General features: G+C 67.5%; 16 protein-coding genes and 1 pseudogene. 14 read left to right on the forward strand and 3 right to left on the reverse strand.

All coding sequences use genetic code 11. The features are described 5' to 3' along the window. The 6 genes and pseudogenes from FBQ73_RS14005 to lpdA all read left to right on the forward strand — a co-directional run. Positions 1–106 (forward strand): annotated as a pseudogene (locus tag FBQ73_RS14005) (succinate--CoA ligase subunit alpha); the annotation flags it as partial. A 341-nt stretch (positions 107–447) separates the two neighbouring features. Then, positions 448–3402, forward strand: a complete 2955-nt coding sequence (locus tag FBQ73_RS14010; protein ID WP_138400122.1) for a 2-oxoglutarate dehydrogenase E1 component — start codon at positions 448–450, stop codon at positions 3400–3402. Between the two features lie 9 nt (positions 3403–3411). Next, positions 3412–3753 (forward strand): YciI family protein, encoded by a 342-nt coding sequence (locus FBQ73_RS14015; protein WP_138400123.1) that lies wholly within the window; start codon positions 3412–3414, stop codon positions 3751–3753. Between the two features lie 27 nt (positions 3754–3780). After that, positions 3781–5007, forward strand: coding sequence for a 2-oxoglutarate dehydrogenase complex dihydrolipoyllysine-residue succinyltransferase (odhB, locus tag FBQ73_RS14020; protein WP_138400124.1), 1227 nt, complete (start codon positions 3781–3783; stop codon positions 5005–5007). A 231-nt stretch (positions 5008–5238) separates the two neighbouring features. Beyond that, entirely contained in the window at positions 5239–6300 is a 1062-nt protein-coding gene (locus FBQ73_RS14025; protein WP_138400125.1) for an acyltransferase family protein, read from the forward strand. Between the two features lie 15 nt (positions 6301–6315). Then, positions 6316–7722 carry a dihydrolipoyl dehydrogenase gene (gene lpdA, locus FBQ73_RS14030; protein WP_138400126.1) on the forward strand — a complete coding sequence of 469 codons (1407 nt, stop codon included), beginning with the start codon at positions 6316–6318 and terminating at the stop codon, positions 7720–7722. A gap of 75 nt (positions 7723–7797) precedes the next feature. Here the strand turns inward: lpdA and FBQ73_RS22805 are convergent, their stop codons facing one another. The 3 genes from FBQ73_RS22805 to FBQ73_RS14040 all read right to left on the reverse strand — a co-directional run bounded on the left by FBQ73_RS22805 (position 7798) and on the right by FBQ73_RS14040 (position 9654). Continuing rightward, entirely contained in the window at positions 7798–7959 is a 162-nt protein-coding gene (locus FBQ73_RS22805; RefSeq protein ID WP_170218903.1) for a hypothetical protein, read from the reverse strand. A gap of 236 nt (positions 7960–8195) precedes the next feature. After that, positions 8196–8630: a VOC family protein gene (locus FBQ73_RS14035; RefSeq protein WP_138400127.1), complete on the reverse strand. Its 435-nt coding sequence runs from the start codon at positions 8628–8630 to the stop codon at positions 8196–8198. 31 nt (positions 8631–8661) lie between these two features. After that, on the reverse strand, positions 8662–9654 hold the full coding sequence (locus tag FBQ73_RS14040; RefSeq protein ID WP_138400128.1) for a tyrosine recombinase XerC: 993 nt from the start codon (positions 9652–9654) through the stop codon (positions 8662–8664). Positions 9655–9867: 213 nt separating this feature from the next. On the opposite strand from FBQ73_RS14040, the gene FBQ73_RS14045 reads away from it, so the two are divergent. The 8 genes from FBQ73_RS14045 (at position 9868) to FBQ73_RS14080 (ending at position 18138) form a co-directional block, all read left to right on the forward strand. Further along, complete coding sequence (locus FBQ73_RS14045) at positions 9868–10470, forward strand: PadR family transcriptional regulator (protein WP_138400452.1); 603 nt, start codon at positions 9868–9870, stop codon at positions 10468–10470. Between the two features lie 210 nt (positions 10471–10680). Next, positions 10681–10971 (forward strand): helix-turn-helix domain-containing protein, encoded by a 291-nt coding sequence (locus tag FBQ73_RS14050; protein ID WP_138400129.1) that lies wholly within the window; start codon positions 10681–10683, stop codon positions 10969–10971. A 4-nt stretch (positions 10972–10975) separates the two neighbouring features. Continuing rightward, on the forward strand, positions 10976–13021 hold the full coding sequence (gene hyfB / locus FBQ73_RS14055; protein WP_138400130.1) for a hydrogenase 4 subunit B: 2046 nt from the start codon (positions 10976–10978) through the stop codon (positions 13019–13021). Beyond that, on the forward strand, positions 13012–13965 hold the full coding sequence (locus FBQ73_RS14060) for a respiratory chain complex I subunit 1 family protein (protein WP_138400131.1): 954 nt from the start codon (positions 13012–13014) through the stop codon (positions 13963–13965). The genes hyfB and FBQ73_RS14060 overlap by 10 nt, the downstream gene beginning before the upstream one ends. Beyond that, complete coding sequence (locus FBQ73_RS14065; protein ID WP_138400132.1) at positions 13965–14645, forward strand: hydrogenase-4 component E; 681 nt, start codon at positions 13965–13967, stop codon at positions 14643–14645. Before FBQ73_RS14060 ends, FBQ73_RS14065 begins: the two co-directional genes overlap by 1 nt. Next, a complete protein-coding gene (locus tag FBQ73_RS14070; RefSeq protein WP_138400133.1) occupies positions 14642–16102 on the forward strand; it encodes a hydrogenase 4 subunit F in 1461 nt (486 codons plus the stop codon). The genes FBQ73_RS14065 and FBQ73_RS14070 overlap by 4 nt, the downstream gene beginning before the upstream one ends. Positions 16103–16111: 9 nt before the next feature. Next, positions 16112–17617 carry a hydrogenase large subunit gene (locus FBQ73_RS14075; RefSeq protein ID WP_138400134.1) on the forward strand — a complete coding sequence of 502 codons (1506 nt, stop codon included), beginning with the start codon at positions 16112–16114 and terminating at the stop codon, positions 17615–17617. Between the two features lie 8 nt (positions 17618–17625). Beyond that, entirely contained in the window at positions 17626–18138 is a 513-nt protein-coding gene (locus tag FBQ73_RS14080) for an NADH-quinone oxidoreductase subunit B family protein (protein ID WP_138400135.1), read from the forward strand. Positions 18139–18150: the final 12 nt, after the last annotated feature.

Here is an 18150-nt window from a genome sequence, read left to right on the forward strand (position 1 = left end):
GGGCGGCGCCGAGGACAAGATCGCGGCCATGGAGGCGGCGGGCATCCGCGTGTCGCCGTCCCCGGCCCGCCTCGGCAAGACCCTCGTCGAGGTGCTCAAGGGCTGAGGCTCTCGGGCTGAGCGATCGGGCGCCCTCGTCCGTAAAGAGATGAGGGCAGCCTGCCGTGAAGCCGGTTACGCCGCGCAATCGCCATGAAGTTCGGCGACTGGCGAGCGCGGTTTTAGGGGATGCGCCGCGACGGTCTTACGGCCGGCCGCGGCGCATCCCATCTAAAGGTTGTCGAGCACCGCTGCTGAAGGCCGCCACGAGCCTCGCAGGGGTGAAAGGGCGCCCAGCGTGAGCCGGACGCCGGATTTGTGGCAGACGAGCGGTCTTTGGGGCTTCATTTTCAGTGCAAAATGCGCTGAAGGAATGCGAGGCGCCTTCGACCATCCGGGAACAAGCCCATGTCGCGCGCGGAACAGAACGACGTTTTCCTCTCCACCTCCTTCCTCGACGGCGCCAATGCCGCCTGGATCGAGGATCTCTACGCCCGCTACGAAGCCGACCCGAATTCGGTCAGCCCCGACTGGCAGAGCTTCTTCGCGGCGCTGAAGGATGATCCCAACGCGGTATTCCAGAACGCCCGCGGCGCTTCCTGGAAGAAGCCGCACTGGCCGGTGCATGCCAATGGCGAGCTGGTCTCGGCCATGGACGGCCAGTGGATCGAGGTGGAAAAGGCCATCTCGGACAAGGTGAAGGCCAAGGCGCAGAAGGTGGGCGTCGAATTCTCCGCCACCGAGGTGCAGCAGGCCACCCGCGACAGCGTGAAGGCGCTGATGATGATCCGCGCCTATCGCATGCGCGGCCACCTGCATGCCAATCTCGACCCGCTCGGCCTGACCCCGCCGCGCGAAGCGCCGGAGCTGGATCCGGCCTCCTACGGCTTCTATGAGGCCGACCTCGACCGCAAGATCTTCATCGACCACGTACTGGGCCTCGAGTTCGCCTCGGTCCGGCAGATGGTGGCGATCCTGCGCCGTACCTATTGCTCCAGCATCGGCGTCGAGTTCATGCACATCTCCTCGCCCGAGGAGAAGGCCTGGATCCAGGAGCGCATCGAGGGTCCCGACAAGGAGGTGACCTTCACCCGCGAGGGCAAGCGCGCCATCCTGAACAAGCTGGTGGAAGCCGAGGGCTTCGAGAAGTTCCTCGACGTCAAGTTCACCGGTACCAAGCGCTTCGGCCTTGACGGCGGCGAGAGCCTGATCCCGGCGCTGGAGCAGATCATCAAGCGCGGCGGCAACCTGGGCGTGAAGGACATCGTGTTCGGCATGGCCCATCGCGGCCGTCTGAACGTGCTGACCCAGGTGATGGGCAAGCCCCACCGCGCCCTGTTCCACGAGTTCAAGGGTGGCTCCTGGGCCCCCGACGACGTGGAAGGCTCGGGCGACGTGAAGTACCATCTCGGTGCCTCGTCCGACCGCGAGTTCGACAACAACAAGGTCCACCTGTCGCTGACCGCCAACCCGTCGCACCTCGAGATCGTCGATCCGGTGGTGCTCGGCAAGGCCCGCGCCAAGCAGGACCAGATGCAGGACGCCGAGCGGGTGCAGGTGCTGCCGCTGCTGCTGCACGGCGATGCCGCCTTCGCCGGCCAGGGCGTGGTGGCCGAGTGCCTCGGCCTCTCGGGCCTGAAGGGCCATCGCACCGGCGGGTCGATCCACGTCATCATCAACAACCAGATCGGCTTCACCACCAATCCGCGCTATTCGCGCTCCTCGCCCTATCCCTCCGACGTGGCGAAGATGATCGAGGCGCCGATCTTCCACTGCAACGGCGACGATCCGGAATCGGTGGTGTTCTGCGCCAAGGTGGCGACCGAGTTCCGCCAGCGCTTCCATAAGCCTGTCGTCATCGACATGTTCTGCTACCGCCGCTTCGGCCACAACGAGGGCGACGAGCCGGCGTTCACCCAGCCGAAGATGTACAAGGTGATCCGCCAGCACCCGAGCGTGCTGGAGCTCTACACCAAGAAGCTCGAGGCCGAGGGTGTGGTGACTGCCGGCGAGGTGGACACCATGCGCGCGGCGTGGCGCGAGCGCCTGGAGGCCGAACACGAGGCCGGCCAGGCCTACAAGCCCAACAAGGCCGACTGGCTGGACGGCCGCTGGGCCGGCTTCAAGGCCACCCACGAGGACGACGACCCGCGGCGCGGCAATACCGGCGTCGCCGAGGATACGCTGAAGGCGATCGGCGAGAAGATCACCAAGGTGCCGGAGGGCTTCCAGGTCCACCGCACCATCCAGCGCTTCCTCGACAACCGCCGCAAGTCCATCGAGGACGGCAAGGGCATCGACTGGGCGACCGGCGAGGCGCTGGCCTTCTCGTCCCTGTTGCTGGAAGGCAATCCGGTCCGCCTCTCCGGCCAGGACGTGGAGCGCGGCACCTTCTCCCAGCGCCATTCGGTGCTGACCGACCAGGAGACCGAGGCCCGCTTCAAGCCCTTCAACCATCTCTCCGAGACCCAGGCCAAGTACGAGGTCATCAACTCGATGCTCTCGGAGGAGGCGGTGCTCGGCTTCGAGTATGGCTACACCCTCTCCGAGCCCAATACCCTGGTGCTCTGGGAAGCGCAGTTCGGCGACTTCGCCAACGGCGCGCAGGTGCTGTTCGACCAGTTCATCTCCTCGGGCGAGCGCAAGTGGCTGCGCATGTCCGGCCTCGTCTGCCTGCTGCCCCACGGCTATGAGGGCCAGGGTCCGGAGCACTCCTCCGCCCGCCTCGAGCGCTACCTGCAGCTTTGCGCCGAGGACAACATGCAGGTGGCGAACTGCTCGACCCCGGCCAACTACTTCCACATCCTGCGCCGCCAGATGAAGCGGGAGTTCCGCAAGCCGCTGATCCTGATGACGCCCAAGTCGCTGCTGCGCCACAAGCGGGCGGTGTCCTCGCTGAGCGACATGGTGGCCGGCACCTCCTTCCACCGGGTGCTCTGGGATGATGCCCAGTCCCATCCGGAGGAGAACACCATCAAGCTGGTGCCGGACGACAAGATCCGTCGCGTCGTGCTGTGCTCGGGCAAGGTCTATTACGATCTGCTCGAGGAGCGCGAGAAGCGCGGCGTGTCGGACGTCTACCTGATGCGCGTGGAGCAGCTCTATCCGTTCCCGCTCAAGACCCTGGTGCAGGAACTCTCGCGCTTCAAGAATGCCGAGGTGTCCTGGTGTCAGGAAGAGCCCAAGAACCAGGGCTCCTGGGCGTTCGTACAGCCCTATCTGGAATGGGTGCTGGAGCAGGTGGGCGGCGCCGCGAAGCGTCCGCGCTATGCTGGTCGTCCCGCCTCGGCGGCGACGGCTACGGGCCTGATGTCCAAGCATCTGGCCCAGCTCAAGGCCTTCCTCGACGAAGCCCTGGGCTGAGCCGGCGACATGGCCCACTTCCTCCTGCGCCTCTCCCCGCCGCGTCCCGCCTTCCCGGCGGACGCGACCGTGGCGGAGATGGACGCCATGGCCGCCCACGGCGCCTTCTGGCAGGGCGAGGCCGATCGCGGTGTCGCCCTCGCCGTGGGGCCGGTGGCGGATCCCTCGGGCATCTGGGGCATGGCGCTGGTGGAAGTTCAAGATCAGGACGCGGCGGACAGGCTCGCCGCGCAGGACCCCGTCATCGTGGCAGGGCTGGGCTTCGCCTATGAGGTGATGCCCATCCTGTCGCTCATTCAGCGCCGGGTGGCTGGCCCGGCGGCTGTTGCATCTTCACCTGCCGATAGTTGAGGGAGGCCCCGCACTGGGGCGAACGCAATGACCACCGAGATCCGCGTACCGACCCTGGGCGAGTCCGTTACCGAAGCGACCATCGGCAAGTGGTTCAAGAAGCCCGGCGATACCGTCAAGGCCGATGAGCCGCTGGTGGAACTGGAGACCGACAAGGTCACCGTCGAGGTTCCCGCGCCGGCCGCCGGCGTGCTGGCCGAGATCATCGCCAAGGACGGCGACACCGTGGGCGTTGGCGCCCTGCTTGGCTCCATCGGCGCCGGCTCCGGCGCTGCTGCCGCGGCCCCCGCAGCCGCCGCCCCCGCGCCTGCCGTCGCGGCCCCCGCCCCGGCTCCCGCCCCGGCCCCTGCGGCTGCTGCCGCATCCGGTGCCAACGGCCCGGCCGTGGGCCGCATCGCCGCCGAGAGCGGTGTTGATCCCTCGGGCGTCGCCGGTTCCGGCAAGGACGGCCGCGTCACCAAGGGTGACATGTTGGCTGCCATCGCCGCCGGCGCTGCTGCGGCTCCCGCCGCCGCCCCGGTCGCGGTCCGCGCTCCCTCCGTGCCCACCGACGCGGTGCGCGAGGAGCGGGTCAAGATGACCAAGCTGCGCCAGACCATCGCGCGCCGCCTGAAGGACGCCCAGAACACCGCGGCCATGCTCACCACGTTCAACGACGTGGACATGAGCGCCGTGATGAGCCTGCGCGCCCAGTTCAAGGATGCGTTCGAGAAGAAGCACGGCACCAAGCTTGGCTTCATGGGCTTCTTCACCAAGGCGGTCATCGCCGCCCTGAAGGACCTGCCGGCGGTGAACGCCGAGATCGATGGCCAGGACCTCGTCTACAAGAACTACTACAACATCGGCATCGCCGTGGGCACCGAGAAGGGCCTCGTGGTCCCGGTGGTGCGCGACGCCGACCAGCTCTCCGTGGCGGAGATCGAGAAGGCCATCGCCGGCTTCGGCCGCAAGGCGCGTGACGGCAAGCTCGGCATCGAGGACATGCAGGGCGGGACCTTCACCATCACCAACGGCGGCATCTACGGCTCGCTGATGTCCACCCCGATCCTGAATGCGCCGCAGTCGGGCATCCTCGGCATGCACCGCATCGAGGAGCGTCCGGTGGCCATCAAGGGTCAGGTGGTGATCCGCCCCATGATGTACCTCGCGCTCTCCTACGACCACCGCATCGTCGACGGCCGCGAGGCCGTGACCTTCCTGGTCCGTGTGAAGGAGACCCTGGAAGATCCCGCGCGGCTCGTGCTGGATCTGTGATGGGTCGGGGGGAGCAAACGGCTACACCGAGCTCCCGAACACGAACGGGGCCCCGGGCAAGCGCTCGTCGCTTGACCCGGCCCCGTTCGCGAATCCGTACTGTCGATGAATTGCATCATCTGACATCTGCCGCTAATGCGTGCATTTATCGCTTTTCGCAATCTGTAGCTCAGGCATACTGCGCTGCACCCAAGGTCACGCTCGGTGACCAACAGGTGATCGGAGTGAGCTATGACCGCAGCTGCCCCCACGCGATTTCACTGGATCGACTACGCCAAGGCGATTGGTATTCTTCTCGTAGTCTTCGGCCATGTCTTAATCGGAATGCGATTTTCCGCCTTTACCCAGTTTCCGTCTTGGATGACCGCAGCGGAATTCTACATTTATTCTTTTCATATGCCGCTCTTTTTTCTACTTTCGGGTTACGTTTTCCCAATTTCAAAGGAAAAGAAGTTTGGCCACTTTCTTGTGTCCAGCTTGATCAATCTTTTTATACCGTATTTGATCTGGAATGTAGTCTTCGCGCTACTCAAGAACCTATCGTTCGGATCGGTGCACGTGGCAGTTCCGCTCAACGACATTCCCAAGGTCATACTCCATCCGATTCAACATTTCTGGTTCCTGCCGTATCTTTTCATGATCCGCTTTCTCTATTGGTTTGCGGAGCGTATCGACGGAATGCGGGGTTTGGGAGTGTTCGCCGCGTGCACTGCAGCGTGGTACATGATCTATTCGACCTTCGGGCTGCAGGACGCGGTCGATCCCCGTTTTTATATGGGTCTCGCCTTTTTTGGTCTGGGCACCTTGCTGGAACGCAGTTCGGACGTTCTGGCGGCGCTGCGGCGCGGGGGTGCCTTGGCGGCCTGCGTGCTGGCGTGGGCGGCCTTGGCCACCGTCTGCTATCTCTTCGGGTTCGGCCTGTTCGTTCCGCTGGCGGCGATCGCGGGTGTGGCTGCGGTGGTGTCTCTGGCGCTGCTTCTGCCTGCGCCCACGACGCCTTGGAGCCGGGCGCTGGGTTTTCTCGGCGAGGCGTCGCTCGGCATCTACATCACCCACGGCATCTTCATGGCGCTGACGCGGACTGTCCTGCTGAAAGTCTATGTGAGCTCCGTCGGCGTCCATATCATCCTCGGCACTATGGCTGCCGTGATCTGTCCCATCATCCTCGTGATCGTCGCGAACAAGCTGGCCGTTTCGCCTTTTATCGGACTCGGCAGAAATTGGTCGTCGCGCTATCTGAGGGGTCACGCTTTCCGGGATACGCAACCGCTCGCCCGTCCGGGCAACAACTAGGGTACTGAAAGTCCAATCATGTCCTACGATCTCACCATCATCGGTACCGGCCCCGGCGGCTATGTGTGTGCCATTCGCGCGGCCCAGCTCGGCCTCAAGGTGGCCGTGGTGGAGAAGCGCGGCACCCATGGCGGCACCTGTCTCAACGTGGGCTGCATCCCCTCCAAGGCGCTGCTCTACGCCTCCGAGCTGTTCGAGGAAGCCGGCCACAGGTTCGGCGAGATGGGCATCGGCGTGCCGGCCCCCAAGCTCGACCTGAAGACCATGCTCGCCTTCAAGGACAAGGGCGTGGACGGGAACGTCAAGGGCGTTGAGTTCCTGCTGAAGAAGAACAAGGTCGACGTCTACATGGGCGCCGGCAAGATCCTTGGCACCGGCAAGGTTGAGGTCACCCTCAACGCCGACGGCAAGGTCGAGGTTCTCGAGACCAAGAACATCGTCATCGCCACCGGCTCGGACGTGGCGCCCCTGCCGGGCGTGACCATCGACGAGCAGCGCATAGTCTCCTCCACCGGCGCGCTGTCGCTGCCCAAAGTGCCCGGCAAGCTGCTGGTGGTGGGCGCCGGCGTCATCGGCCTGGAGCTGGGATCGGTGTGGCGCCGCCTCGGCGCGCAGGTGACGGTGGTGGAGTTCCTCGACCGCATCCTGCCCGGCATGGACAGCGACGTGGCCAAGAGCTTCCAGCGCATCCTCGACAAGCAGGGCTTCGCCTTCAAGCTCGGCACCAAGGTCACCGGTGTCGATACCTCGGGCAAGACCCTGAAGGTCTCTGTGGAGCCGGCGGCCGGCGGCGCCGCCGAGGTGATCGAGGCGGACGTGGTGCTGGTGGCCATCGGCCGCATTCCCTACACCGCGGGCCTCGGCCTCGACGAGGCTGGCGTCGCCAAGGATGCCCGCGGCCGGGTGGTGACGGACAACCACTTCGCCACCAACGTCCCGGGCATCTATGCCATCGGCGACGTGATCGTCGGCCCCATGCTCGCCCACAAGGCCGAGGATGAAGGCGTGGCGCTGGCGGAACTGCTGGCGGGGAAGGCCGGCCACGTGAACTATGACGTGATCCCCGGCGTGGTCTACACCTTCCCGGAGGTGGCCTCCGTCGGCAAGTCCGAGGACGACCTGAAGGCGGCGGGCGTGGCCTACAAGGTGGGCAAGTTCCCCTTCACCGCCAACGGCCGCACCAAGGTGAACAACACCACCGACGGCTTCGTGAAGATCATCGCGGATGCCGCCACCGACAAGGTGCTGGGCGCCCATATCATCGGCCCCGAGGCCGGCGAGATGATCCACGAATGCGCCGTGCTGATGGAGTTCGGTGGCTCGTCTGAAGACCTGGCCCGCACCTGCCACGCCCACCCGACCCGCTCGGAAGCGGTGAAGGAAGCGGCCATGGCGGTCGAGAAGCGCGCCATCCACATGTGATAGCGATCTCCAAAAAAAGCCCTCCGGCCTGGGGCCGGAGGGCAATGGAGGTCCCTTGAAGATCCGTCGAGTGGGTCAGCCGCCCTTCTGGGGGGTCGACGTGCTCGCGGTCGTGGTCGGTGCGCCGGTTTGCGACGATGCGTTGGTCATGCCGGCACACCCCACGCCGCCGGCGAAGGCGGGCGCGGTGCCGGCAAGAATGGTCAGGGCACATAAGGTGAAAGCGATGCGCTTCATCTTCTTCTCCTGGCCTTGGTCGGGGGGTACGCGTCAATTAAGCCACGCAGCAGGCTTGGCGCGAACCCTTCGTCGGCCCGGCTCTGATCACAATTGCGCGCACCCTTGAGCGTTGCCGTGACATCGGCCGCGCCCCGCGCTGCCTGTCACCTGCTTTCCGACTCATCTGCTTTCGGGCCTTCGGACACGCGCGCCGCATCGGCGCTCGTTGCGGCTCCCGGACGGAGGTGCGCCCCTTACACGAACGTCACCGCCTCGATGCGCCAGCCGTCCGGATCCTGCAGGAAGGCGGCGTAGTAGCCCGGCCCATAGTGGGGCCGCAGGCCCGGCGCGCCGTAATCCGTCCCGCCCGCGGCAAGGCCCGCCGCATGGAAAGCCGCGACAGCCGCCTCATCCGGTGCGCAGAATGCGATGTGGGTGCCCGGCGGTGGCATGAAGGGCTCGTCACGGAGCTGTACCCAGAAGGGTGCGGCGCCGATGGCGCCTTCCGGGGCGGGGATGGTGCCCGGCGGTCCCCAGCAAGCGGAGGCGCCTTCCGGCTCGTCATAATCGGCCACCCGCACCAGCCCCAGCGGCGCCAGCACCGCATCGTAGAACCGTACCGCGCGCGGCAGGTCCACGGTGGTGATGGACAGGTGCTCGATGACCGGGCGGACGGGCGGGAATGTCATGGGGTCTCCTTTCAGACGGCTGGCCTCTGCATCACGTGTCCGACGCGCCGGAGCGCGGATGGGCGGCCCGCCAGGCGGCCATCAGGGCGGTGGCGTCCACCTCGGTATAGATCTGCGTGGTGGAGAGCGAGGCGTGGCCCAATAGCTCCTGGATGGCGCGGATCTCGCCGCCCCGGGACAAAAGGTGGGTGGCGAAGGCGTGGCGCAGGGCATGGGGCGTGGCGCTCTGCGGCAGGCCGAGGGCGCCGCGCATGCGCTCCACCGCCAATTGCACGATGCGCGGCGAGAGCGGCCCGCCCCGCGTGCCGCGAAACAACGGCCCCTCCAGTCCCAGGGTATGAGGGCAGATGGCCTGGTACTCGGCGATGGAGCGGCGCACCGGCGCGATCAGCGGCACCATGCGCGTCTTGCGCCCCTTGCCGGTGACGGTGATGGATTCGGCGTCCGGCGGCACGTCGCGGGGGGTGAGGCCAAGGGCCTCGGAGATGCGCAGCCCCGCCCCGTAGAGCAAGGCGATGACCGCCGCGTCGCGGGCCAGCACCCAGGCCTCGCGATCCTCGCCCGCGCGGGTGGCGGGATCGGACAGGGCGCGGGCGGCGGCGATTGAAACCGGCTTCGGCAGGCTGCGGGGCACCTTGGGAGCGCGCACGGCGGTGAGCGCGCCCACCCTGCCCAACCCCTCCCGTTCCAGGTGCCGGCCGAAGGAGCGCGCGGCGGCGAGCAGGCGCACCAAAGTGCGCGGGGCCACCCCGTCGGCCCGGCGGGCGGCGAGCACCGCGCGCACGTCGGCGGGGGTGAGGGCCGACAGATCGTCCAGGCCCGGGCGGGCGCCGAGATGGTCGGTGAGGCGCAGCATCACCACCGAAAGGTCGCGGGCATAGGCTTCCAGCGTCTTGTGGGACAGGCGCCGCTCATGGGCGAGGCGCGCGAGCCAGGCCTCGATGGCCGCGCCGACGTCCGGCGTCACAGCGCTGAGCAGGCCGTGGGCGGCGCGGGCGGCTTTCTGCTCATCGCTCATGGCCATGGAAGCACTCCGGAAGTCGGCGCCCCCTCTATGGACGCACCAATTTCAAAAAACCCTGAACGGGAACCGCCAAGGGCCCCTTGCGTTTTAGATATATCGAACGATATAAGTCTCGTCGTTGTATCTTACGACATATCTTAGGAGACGAAAATGTTTGGATGCAGACGTGACGGACACCATGGCGGCGATCGCCACAGGGGTGACTGGGACGAGATGCGCCACGCGGGCGGTCCCGACCGTGGCGACGAATTCGGCGGCCATCGGGGTGGCCATCGTGGTGGCGGGCGCGGCGGACGGGGCGGCGGCGAGATGTTCCGCATCGGCCGGATGCTGGCGCAGGGCGACCTGAAGCTATTGGCCCTGTCGCTCATCGCCGAGCAGCCGCGGCACGGCTACGAGATCATCAAGGTGATCGAGGAGAAGACCGCCGGCTGGTATTCGCCGAGCCCCGGCGTGGTCTATCCCACCCTCACCTTCCTGGAAGAGGCGGGCTATGTGACCTCCGAGCCCGATGGCGCGAAGAAGCGCTATGCCATCACCGAGGAGGGCCGCGCCCATCTCGCCGCGAACCGCGACTTCGCCGACGCCATCATCGGGCGCCTGTCGGAGATCGGCCTGAAGATGGGCCGGGTGCGCAAGTGGATCGGCTGGAGCGAGAACGGCCCGAACCAGGGCGCGGAACTGCCCCGCCTGGTGGAAGCCGCCCTTGAAAACCTGCGGGACGTGGCCCAGCAGAAGCTGGAGGCCAATCGCGGTGCCGAGACGCGCATTGTCGAGATCCTGGCCCGCGTGGCCAATGACATTCGCGAGGCGTGATGGTAGCTCCTGTGTGTTCGCGGTTCGTTGAGCCGCGAACACACACGTATCATCCGGCGCGAACCCGGCCCCATGCCCGCTGATGTCGGGGCATCGCAGGCCGAGGCTTCGACTTTATGATGTTTCATACATCATAAATGATGCTTGAACGATGAGTGCTGGGAGCGTAAGCAGAACGGGTCCTGTCACCCGCTTGACCTCTCGGCCGTCATGATCACAGCCGCCCAGCTTCGCGCCGCCCGTGCGCTTCTCGGCCTCGACCAGCGCGCGCTCGCGGCCTTGAGCGGCCTCTCCCTGCCCACCATCCAGCGCATGGAAGCCAGCGACGGCGTCATCCGTGGCAATGTGGATTCGCTCATGAAGCTCGTGGGCGGGCTGGAGGCGTCGGGCATCGAGCTCATCGCCGAAGGGGCCGCCAGCGAGGCTGGAGGAAGGGGCGTGCGGCTAAGGGCGCCGACACCCGCGCCCCTTGCGGCCCGGCCCCCGGCGGGGGAGGACTAGGCCCATGCCCGACGCCGCCTTCGTCGCGCAGCTTCCCGTCAGCGGGCAACTCTTCATCGCCCTCGCTGCGGTGGTGGCGCTTCTGGCCCTCGCCGGGCTTGGCGTGGCGACGGCGCGTCGTCCGCTGGGCCGGCCCCTGGTCTATGGCGGTGCGCTGGTGGTGACGCTGGTGGCCGGCCTCTCCGCCCTCACCGCCATCGCAGCGCCTGCGGCCGGGCTTGTGCTGCCCCTGGGCATTCCCTGGATCGGCGCGCACCTGCGGCTCGATGCCCTGTCGGCGGTCTTCCTCGCGGTGATCAATCTCGGCGGCGCGGCGGCCAGCCTCTATGGCCTCGGCTATGGCCGGCACGACCATGCCCCTGAACGGGTGCTGCCCTTCTTCCCGGCCTTCCTCGCCGGCATGAACATGGTGCTGCTGGCAGACGACGCCTACAGCTTCCTGCTGTCGTGGGAATTCATGTCGCTGGCGTCCTGGGCGCTGGTGGTGGCCCATGACAAGGAGGCAGGCAATGTGCGCGCCGGCCTCGTCTACATTCTTATGGCGTCCTTCGGTACCCTGGCGCTGATGCTGGCCTTCGGCCTGCTCGCCGCCGGCTCCGGGGGCGGCTACGCCTTCGACGCCATGCGCGAGGCGCCCCCCGTGGGGGCCTTCGCCGCGCTGGTGCTGGCGCTCGCCATGCTGGGCGCCGGCTCCAAGGCGGGCCTGGTGCCGCTGCACGTCTGGCTGCCTTTGGCCCATCCCGCCGCGCCCAGTCACGTCTCCGCCCTCATGAGCGGGGTGATGACCAAGGTGGCGGTCTACGGCTTCATCCGTATCGTGTTCGATCTTTCCGGCCCGCCGGACTGGTGGTGGGGCATCCCGGTGCTGGCGGCGGGGGGCGTCGCGGCGGTCATCGGCGTGCTGCAGGCGCTGCTTCAAGGCGACACCAAGCGCGTGCTCGCTTATTCCACCATCGAGAATATCGGCCTCATTTTCGTAGGCCTTGGGCTGGCGCTCGCCTTCTCGGCCAATGGTTTTCCCGCCGCCGCCGCGCTGGCGCTCACGGCGGCGCTGTTCCATGTGCTCAACCACGCGGCCATGAAAAGCCTGTTGTTCTTCGGTGCCGGCGCGGTGCTCACCGCCACCGGGACACGGCAGATGGACGAACTGGGCGGCCTCATCCACCGCATGCCGACCACCAGCGTGGTGATGCTGATCGGCTGCGCCGCCATCTCGGCTTTGCCGCCGCTCAACGGTTTTGCCTCCGAATGGCTGGTGTTCCAGGCGGTGCTGCTGAGCCCGGAGCTGCCGGCCTGGGGGCTGAAGCTGATGGTGCCGGCCGTGGGCGCGCTGATGGCGCTGGCCGCGGCGCTGGCGGCCGCCTGCTTCGTGCGGCTCTACGGCATCGCCTTCCTCGGCCGGCCGCGCAGCCCCAAGGCCGCCGAGGCCCGTGAGGTGGACGGCTTCTCCCGCGCCGCCATGATCGCGCTCGCGGCCGTGTGCGTGGGCGCGGGGCTGCTGCCGGGCTTCGTCATCGATGCGCTCCAGCCGGCGGTGGGTGGCCTGGTGGGCCAGACCATGCCGGCGCAGGGATCCGTGGCGTGGCTCTCCATCATACCGGTGGCCGAGAGCCGCAGCTCCTATAACGGGCTGCTGGTCTTTGCCTTCACGGCACTGTCGGCGCTTCTGGCCGCTTTCGCCATCCATCGCTTCGCCTCGGGCGCGGTGCGGCGGGCGCCGCCGTGGGATTGCGGCTTCCCCAATGCCAGTCCGCTTGCGCAATATTCCGCCGCCTCCTTCGCACAGCCCATCCGCCGGGTGTTCGCGCGCGGCCTGTTTGCGGCCCGGGAGAAGGTGGAGATGCCGCCCCCCGGCGCGCTCACCCCCGCCCGCTTCTCCGCCAGCGCGCGCGATCCCGCCTGGGCCTTCCTGTTCCTGCCTTTGACGGCGGCAGTGGACTATGTGGCTGAGCGGGCGAACACGCTGCAATACCTCACCATCCGCCAGTATCTGGGCCTCGTCTTCTCGGCCCTGGTGCTGCTGCTTCTGGTGCTCGCCCTATGGACCTGATGGCGCAAATCCTGGTGCAGGGCACGCAGATGCTGCTCGTGCTCGCCCTCGCCCCGCTCCTCACCGGGCTGGTGCGCCAGGCGAAGGCGCGCCTTCAGCGCCGGCGCGGCGCCAGCGTGTTCCAGCCCTATCGCGACCTCGCTCGGCTGCTGCGCAAGGAGGTGGTGCTTGCCGAGAACGCCTCCTGGCTGTTTCGCGTGGTGCCTTATCTCGTGTTCGCGGCGACCTGGGTGGCGGCGGCACTGGTGCCCACCTTCGCCACCGGGCTGATCTTCTCCTGGTCGGCGGACCTCATCGCCATCACCGCCCTCATTGGCTCGGCGCGCTTCTTCCTGGCGCTGGCCGGCATGGATGTGGGCACCAGCTTCGGCGGCCTCGGATCGAGCCGGGAGGTGATGATCTCCTCGCTGGCCGAGCCGGCCATGATCATGATCGTGTTCTCCCTGGCCCTCGTCGCCCATTCCACCCAGCTCTCCACCATCGCCTCGGTGATGCTGGCGGGCGTGGGCCTGAGGGTATCGCTGGCGCTGGCGCTGGTGGCGCTGCTGATGGTGGCTGTGGCGGAGAACGGCCGTATCCCGGTGGACAATCCCTCCACCCATCTGGAGCTGACCATGGTGCACGAGGCCATGGTGCTGGAATATTCCGGCCGCCACCTGGCGCTGATCGAGCTGGCCGCGCAGCTGAAGCTGCTGCTGTTCCTGTCGCTTGTCGCCTGCGTGTTCGTGCCGTGGGGCCTGGCCCCGGTGGGGGCGGGTGTCCCCGGGATGGCGCTGGGCCTCGTGAGCTATGGGGGCAAGCTCGCCGTGGGGGCGCTGCTCGTCGCCGTGTTCGAGACTTCCATCGCCAAGATGCGGGTGTTCCGCGTGCCGGATTTCCTCGGCGCCGCGCTCATGCTCGGGCTCTTGGGAACGCTGCTGCTGTTCGTGTCGGGGATCCTGTGATGATCGAGCACGCCATCACCCCGAACCTCGTCTTCGATGTCGCCCACATGTTCGCCGGCGCGCTGGTGCTCATCTCCTTCCTGATGCTGTACCAGGACCGGCTCTATGCCCTGCTGAACGTGTTCGCCCTGCAGGCGGTGGCGCTGGCGCTGGCGGTGGCGTGGCAGGCCTATGCCCAGGACGCGCCGCATCTCTACGTGACCGCGGGCATCGCCCTGGTGTTCAAGGCGCTGGTGATCCCGGTGTCACTGCATCGCATGGTGGCGCGGCTCGGCATCCACCGTCAGGTGGAGACGGCGGTGTCCATCGGTCCCACCATGCTCGCCGGCATCGCCCTCGTCGCCTTGTCCATGGTGGTGATGCTGAAGGCCACCCCCGCCGCCGAAGCGCTGGCGCGGGAGGACCTCGCCTTCGCCCTCTCGGTGGTACTGCTGGGCCTGCTGATGATGGTGACGCGACGCAACGCGGTGAGCCAGGTGGTGGGCTTCATGTCGCTGGAAAATGGCCTCATCCTTGCCGCCACGGGCGCCAAGGGCATGCCGCTGGTGGTGGAAATCTCGGTGGCCTTCTCCGTGCTCATCGCCTTCATCGTCATCGGCATCTTCCTGTTCCGCATCCGCGAGCGGTTCGACACCGTGGACGTGGACGCCCTCGACCGCTTCCGGGGAGGGCGCGCATGATCGGCTCCATCGCCGCGCTGACGTTCAATCCCGCGCCGGTCATCCTCGCCATCCCGGCGGTGGCGGCGGTGCTGCTGGCGCTGATCCCGTCCTATCGCGTCTCGGCCGCGCTCAATGTGGGCGCCTGCGCGCTGACGTTCCTCACCGCCCTGGCGCTGCTGGTGGCGCCGCGCATCGCCGGGCCGTTCCTCATCGTGGACGACCTCAACATCGTGTTCGTGGTGCTGAACACCTTCGTGGCCTTCACCACCAGCGTGTTCTCCGCCAGCTACATCGCCCATGAGCTGGAGACGGGGCGCCTGACGCCGTTGCACCTGCGCTTCTATCACGCCATGTACCAGGTGCTGCTGGCGGCCATGAACCTGGCGCTGCTCTCCAACAATCTCGGCGTCATGTGGGTGGCCATCGAGGTGGCGACCCTCACCACCGTGCTGATGGTGGGCCTTTATCGCACCGAGGCGGCCATCGAGGCCGCGTGGAAATATTTCATGCTGGGCTCGGTGGGCATCGCCCTGGCCTTGTTCGGCACCATCCTCGTCTACATGGTGGCTCAGCCGGTGGTGGGCGAGGGACCGGACGGCATGATCTGGAGCGTGCTGATGAAGCGCGCGCGGGATTTCGACCCGGCCCTGCTCAACGTCGCCTTCGTGTTCCTGCTGCTCGGCTACGGCACCAAGGTGGGCCTTGCGCCGCTCCATGCCTGGCTGCCAGATGCCCATTCGGAAGGCCCAACCCCCATCTCGGCGGTGCTGTCCGGGCTGCTGCTCAACGTGGCGCTCTATGCGGTGCTGCGCTTCAAGCTGCTACTCGCGGCCCATCCCGGCACGCTGGCACCGGGGCCGCTGATGATGGCCATGGGCCTTGCCTCGCTGCTGCTTGCCGGCTTCATGCTGTACCGGCGGCGGGACATCAAGCGGCTGTTCGCCTATTCCTCCATCGAGCACATGGGTCTCATTGCCTTCGCCTTCGGGCTCGGCGGGCCAGTCGCCAATTTCGCCGGGCTGCTGCACATGACCATGCACAGCCTGACCAAGTCGGCCATCTTCTTTGCCGTCGGCCATGTGTGCCAGGTGAAGGGGTCGCAGAAGCTTTCCGATATTCGCGGGCTCACCACCTCCCACCCGGCCCTGGGCTGGGGGCTCGTGGTGGCGGTGGCGGCCATTGCCGGCCTGCCGCCGGCCGGCGTGTTCATGAGTGAGTTCCTGCTCGTCACCTCCACCTTCGCGCATAGGCCGTGGCTCGCGCTGCCGCTGGTGGCGGGGCTGCTGCTCGCCTTCGGCGCACTGATGCTGAAGCTCTCCGGCATCGCCTTCGGTGCGCCCAGCCCGGGTACCGACAAGGTGAAGGCGAGCTATTTGCCCATGACGGTGCATCTCGCTCTGGTGCTGGTGGCCGGGCTCTATCTGCCGCCGCCGCTGGTGGCGTGGTTCCGGCACGTGGCCGGGCTGTTGGGCTAGGGGCGCACCATGCAAGCCTTCGCACTGCTTCTGGAAAATGGCCGCGCCGGTCCCTGCCGGCCCTTTCCGCGCGCCGAGGTGAGCGCAGAGCAGTGGACTGCCCTTGCCGGGCATCTGGCGGCCGGCGAGCTGGTGCTCATGGGCCTGTGGGGCGATGCGGGTGTGGTGCACATGGCGTTGCTGGACGAAGCGTCCGGCCGGCTTGCCGTGGCCACCTATGTCTGCGTTGGCGGCGCCTTCCCCTCGGTGGCGCACTATCACCCGCCGGCGGCGCGGCTGGAACGCACTGTGCGCGACCTCTTTGGCCTCGTGCCCGAGGGCGCGCCCGATCCTCGCCCCTGGCTCGATCACGGTCGCTGGGGCGTGCGCCATCCGCTGGGGGTGAACCTGCCGGCGGAGCCTGAGGGCGATGCCTATTCCTTCCTCGCGGCGGAAGGGGAGGGGCTGCACCAGATCCCGGTGGGCCCGGTGCATGCGGGCATCATCGAGCCCGGCCATTTCCGCTTCTCCTGCTACGGCGAGACGGTGGTGCGGCTGGAGGCCCGGCTCGGCTATGTGCACAAGGGCATAGAGGGCCTCATGGCCGGTGCGGAGGTGGCGCAGGCGGCGCGGCTCGCCGGGCGGCAGTCCGGCGACAGCACGGTGGCCTATGCGCTCGCCTTCAGCCGCGCGGTGGAGGCGGCGCGCGGCGTCGCCGTGCCGGCGCGGGCCCATGCCCTGCGCGGGGTGATGGCGGAGCTGGAGCGCCTTGCCAATCATCTCGGCGACATCGGCGCCATCTGCAACGATGCCGCCTTTGCGCTGATGCTGGCCCATTGCGGCGTGCTGCGCGAGAAGGTGCTCAGGGTGTCCGCCCGCGCCTTCGGCCATCGGCTGATGATGGATGGCGTCATCCCCGGCGGGGTGGCGGGGGATCTGGCTCGGGAAGGCATTTCGGCCATCCGCGTGCTGGTGTCCGAGGTGCGCACGGCCTTCCCGGCGCTGGTGGAGCTTTATGACAACACGGCTTCGCTTCAGGACCGCACCGTGGGCACCGGCTTCACCCGGCCGGATTATGTCCGCCAGTTCGGTGCCGGCGGCTTCGTGGGCCGCGCCTCCGGCCGGCCCTTCGATGCGCGGCGGGCGCTCGCCTATCCGCCCTATGATCGCCTGCCGTTCGAGGTGGTGGTGCGGACCGAGGGCGACGTGAACGCGCGGATCTGGGTGCGCATCCGAGAGGTGGAGCAGAGCCTGGGCCTCGTGGTCCGCCTGCTCGACACCCTGCCGGAGGGGCCGGTCGCGGTGGAGGTTCCGCCGGGTCCCGGCGAGGGCCTCGCGGTGGTGGAAGGCTTCCGTGGCGACGTGCTCGCCTTCGTGGCGCTGGAGACGGACGGGCGGGTCAAGCGGGCCCATCTGCGCGACCCGTCCTGGTTCCAGTGGCCGCTGCTGGAAACCGCCATCGAGGGCAACATCGTCGCCGACTTTCCCCTCTGCAACAAATCCTTCAACTGCTCCTATTCGGGCGTGGATCTTTAGGGTCGGCCATGCGCAAGCTTCTCCTCCAAGGGCTGCTGAAAGCCCCCCTCACGGAGGCCGCCCCGGAAGATGCGGCGGTGGAAAAGCTCGCAGCAGAGCTGAATGGGGCGGCGCGCGCGCGGCTCGGGCGCAGCCTGTCCATCCGCGAGGTGGATGCGGGCTCGTGCAACGGCTGCGAGCTGGAGATCCATGCGCTGGGCAATGCCTTCTACGACCTGGAGCGCTTCGGCCTGCACGTGGTCGCCTCGCCCCGCCATGCGGACGTGCTGCTGGTGACCGGACCAGTGGCGAAGAACATGGCCGAGGCGCTGAAGCGCACCTATGACGCGACGCCGGCGCCGAAATGGGTGGTGGCGGCCGGCGATTGCGCCATCAATGGCGGCCTCTTCGCCGGCAGCTATGCCAGCGATGGCGGCGTGGAGGCCATCGTGCCGGTGGACCTCAGGATTCCCGGCTGCCCGCCGACGCCGGTGGCGCTCTTGACCGGCCTCCTCGCTTTGCTGCGGGCCGGGAAGGGCTGAGGCTGAGCCCCG

The organism is Xanthobacter autotrophicus (assembly GCF_005871085.1).
GTDB classification, from domain to species: Bacteria; Pseudomonadota; Alphaproteobacteria; order Rhizobiales; family Xanthobacteraceae; genus Xanthobacter; species Xanthobacter autotrophicus.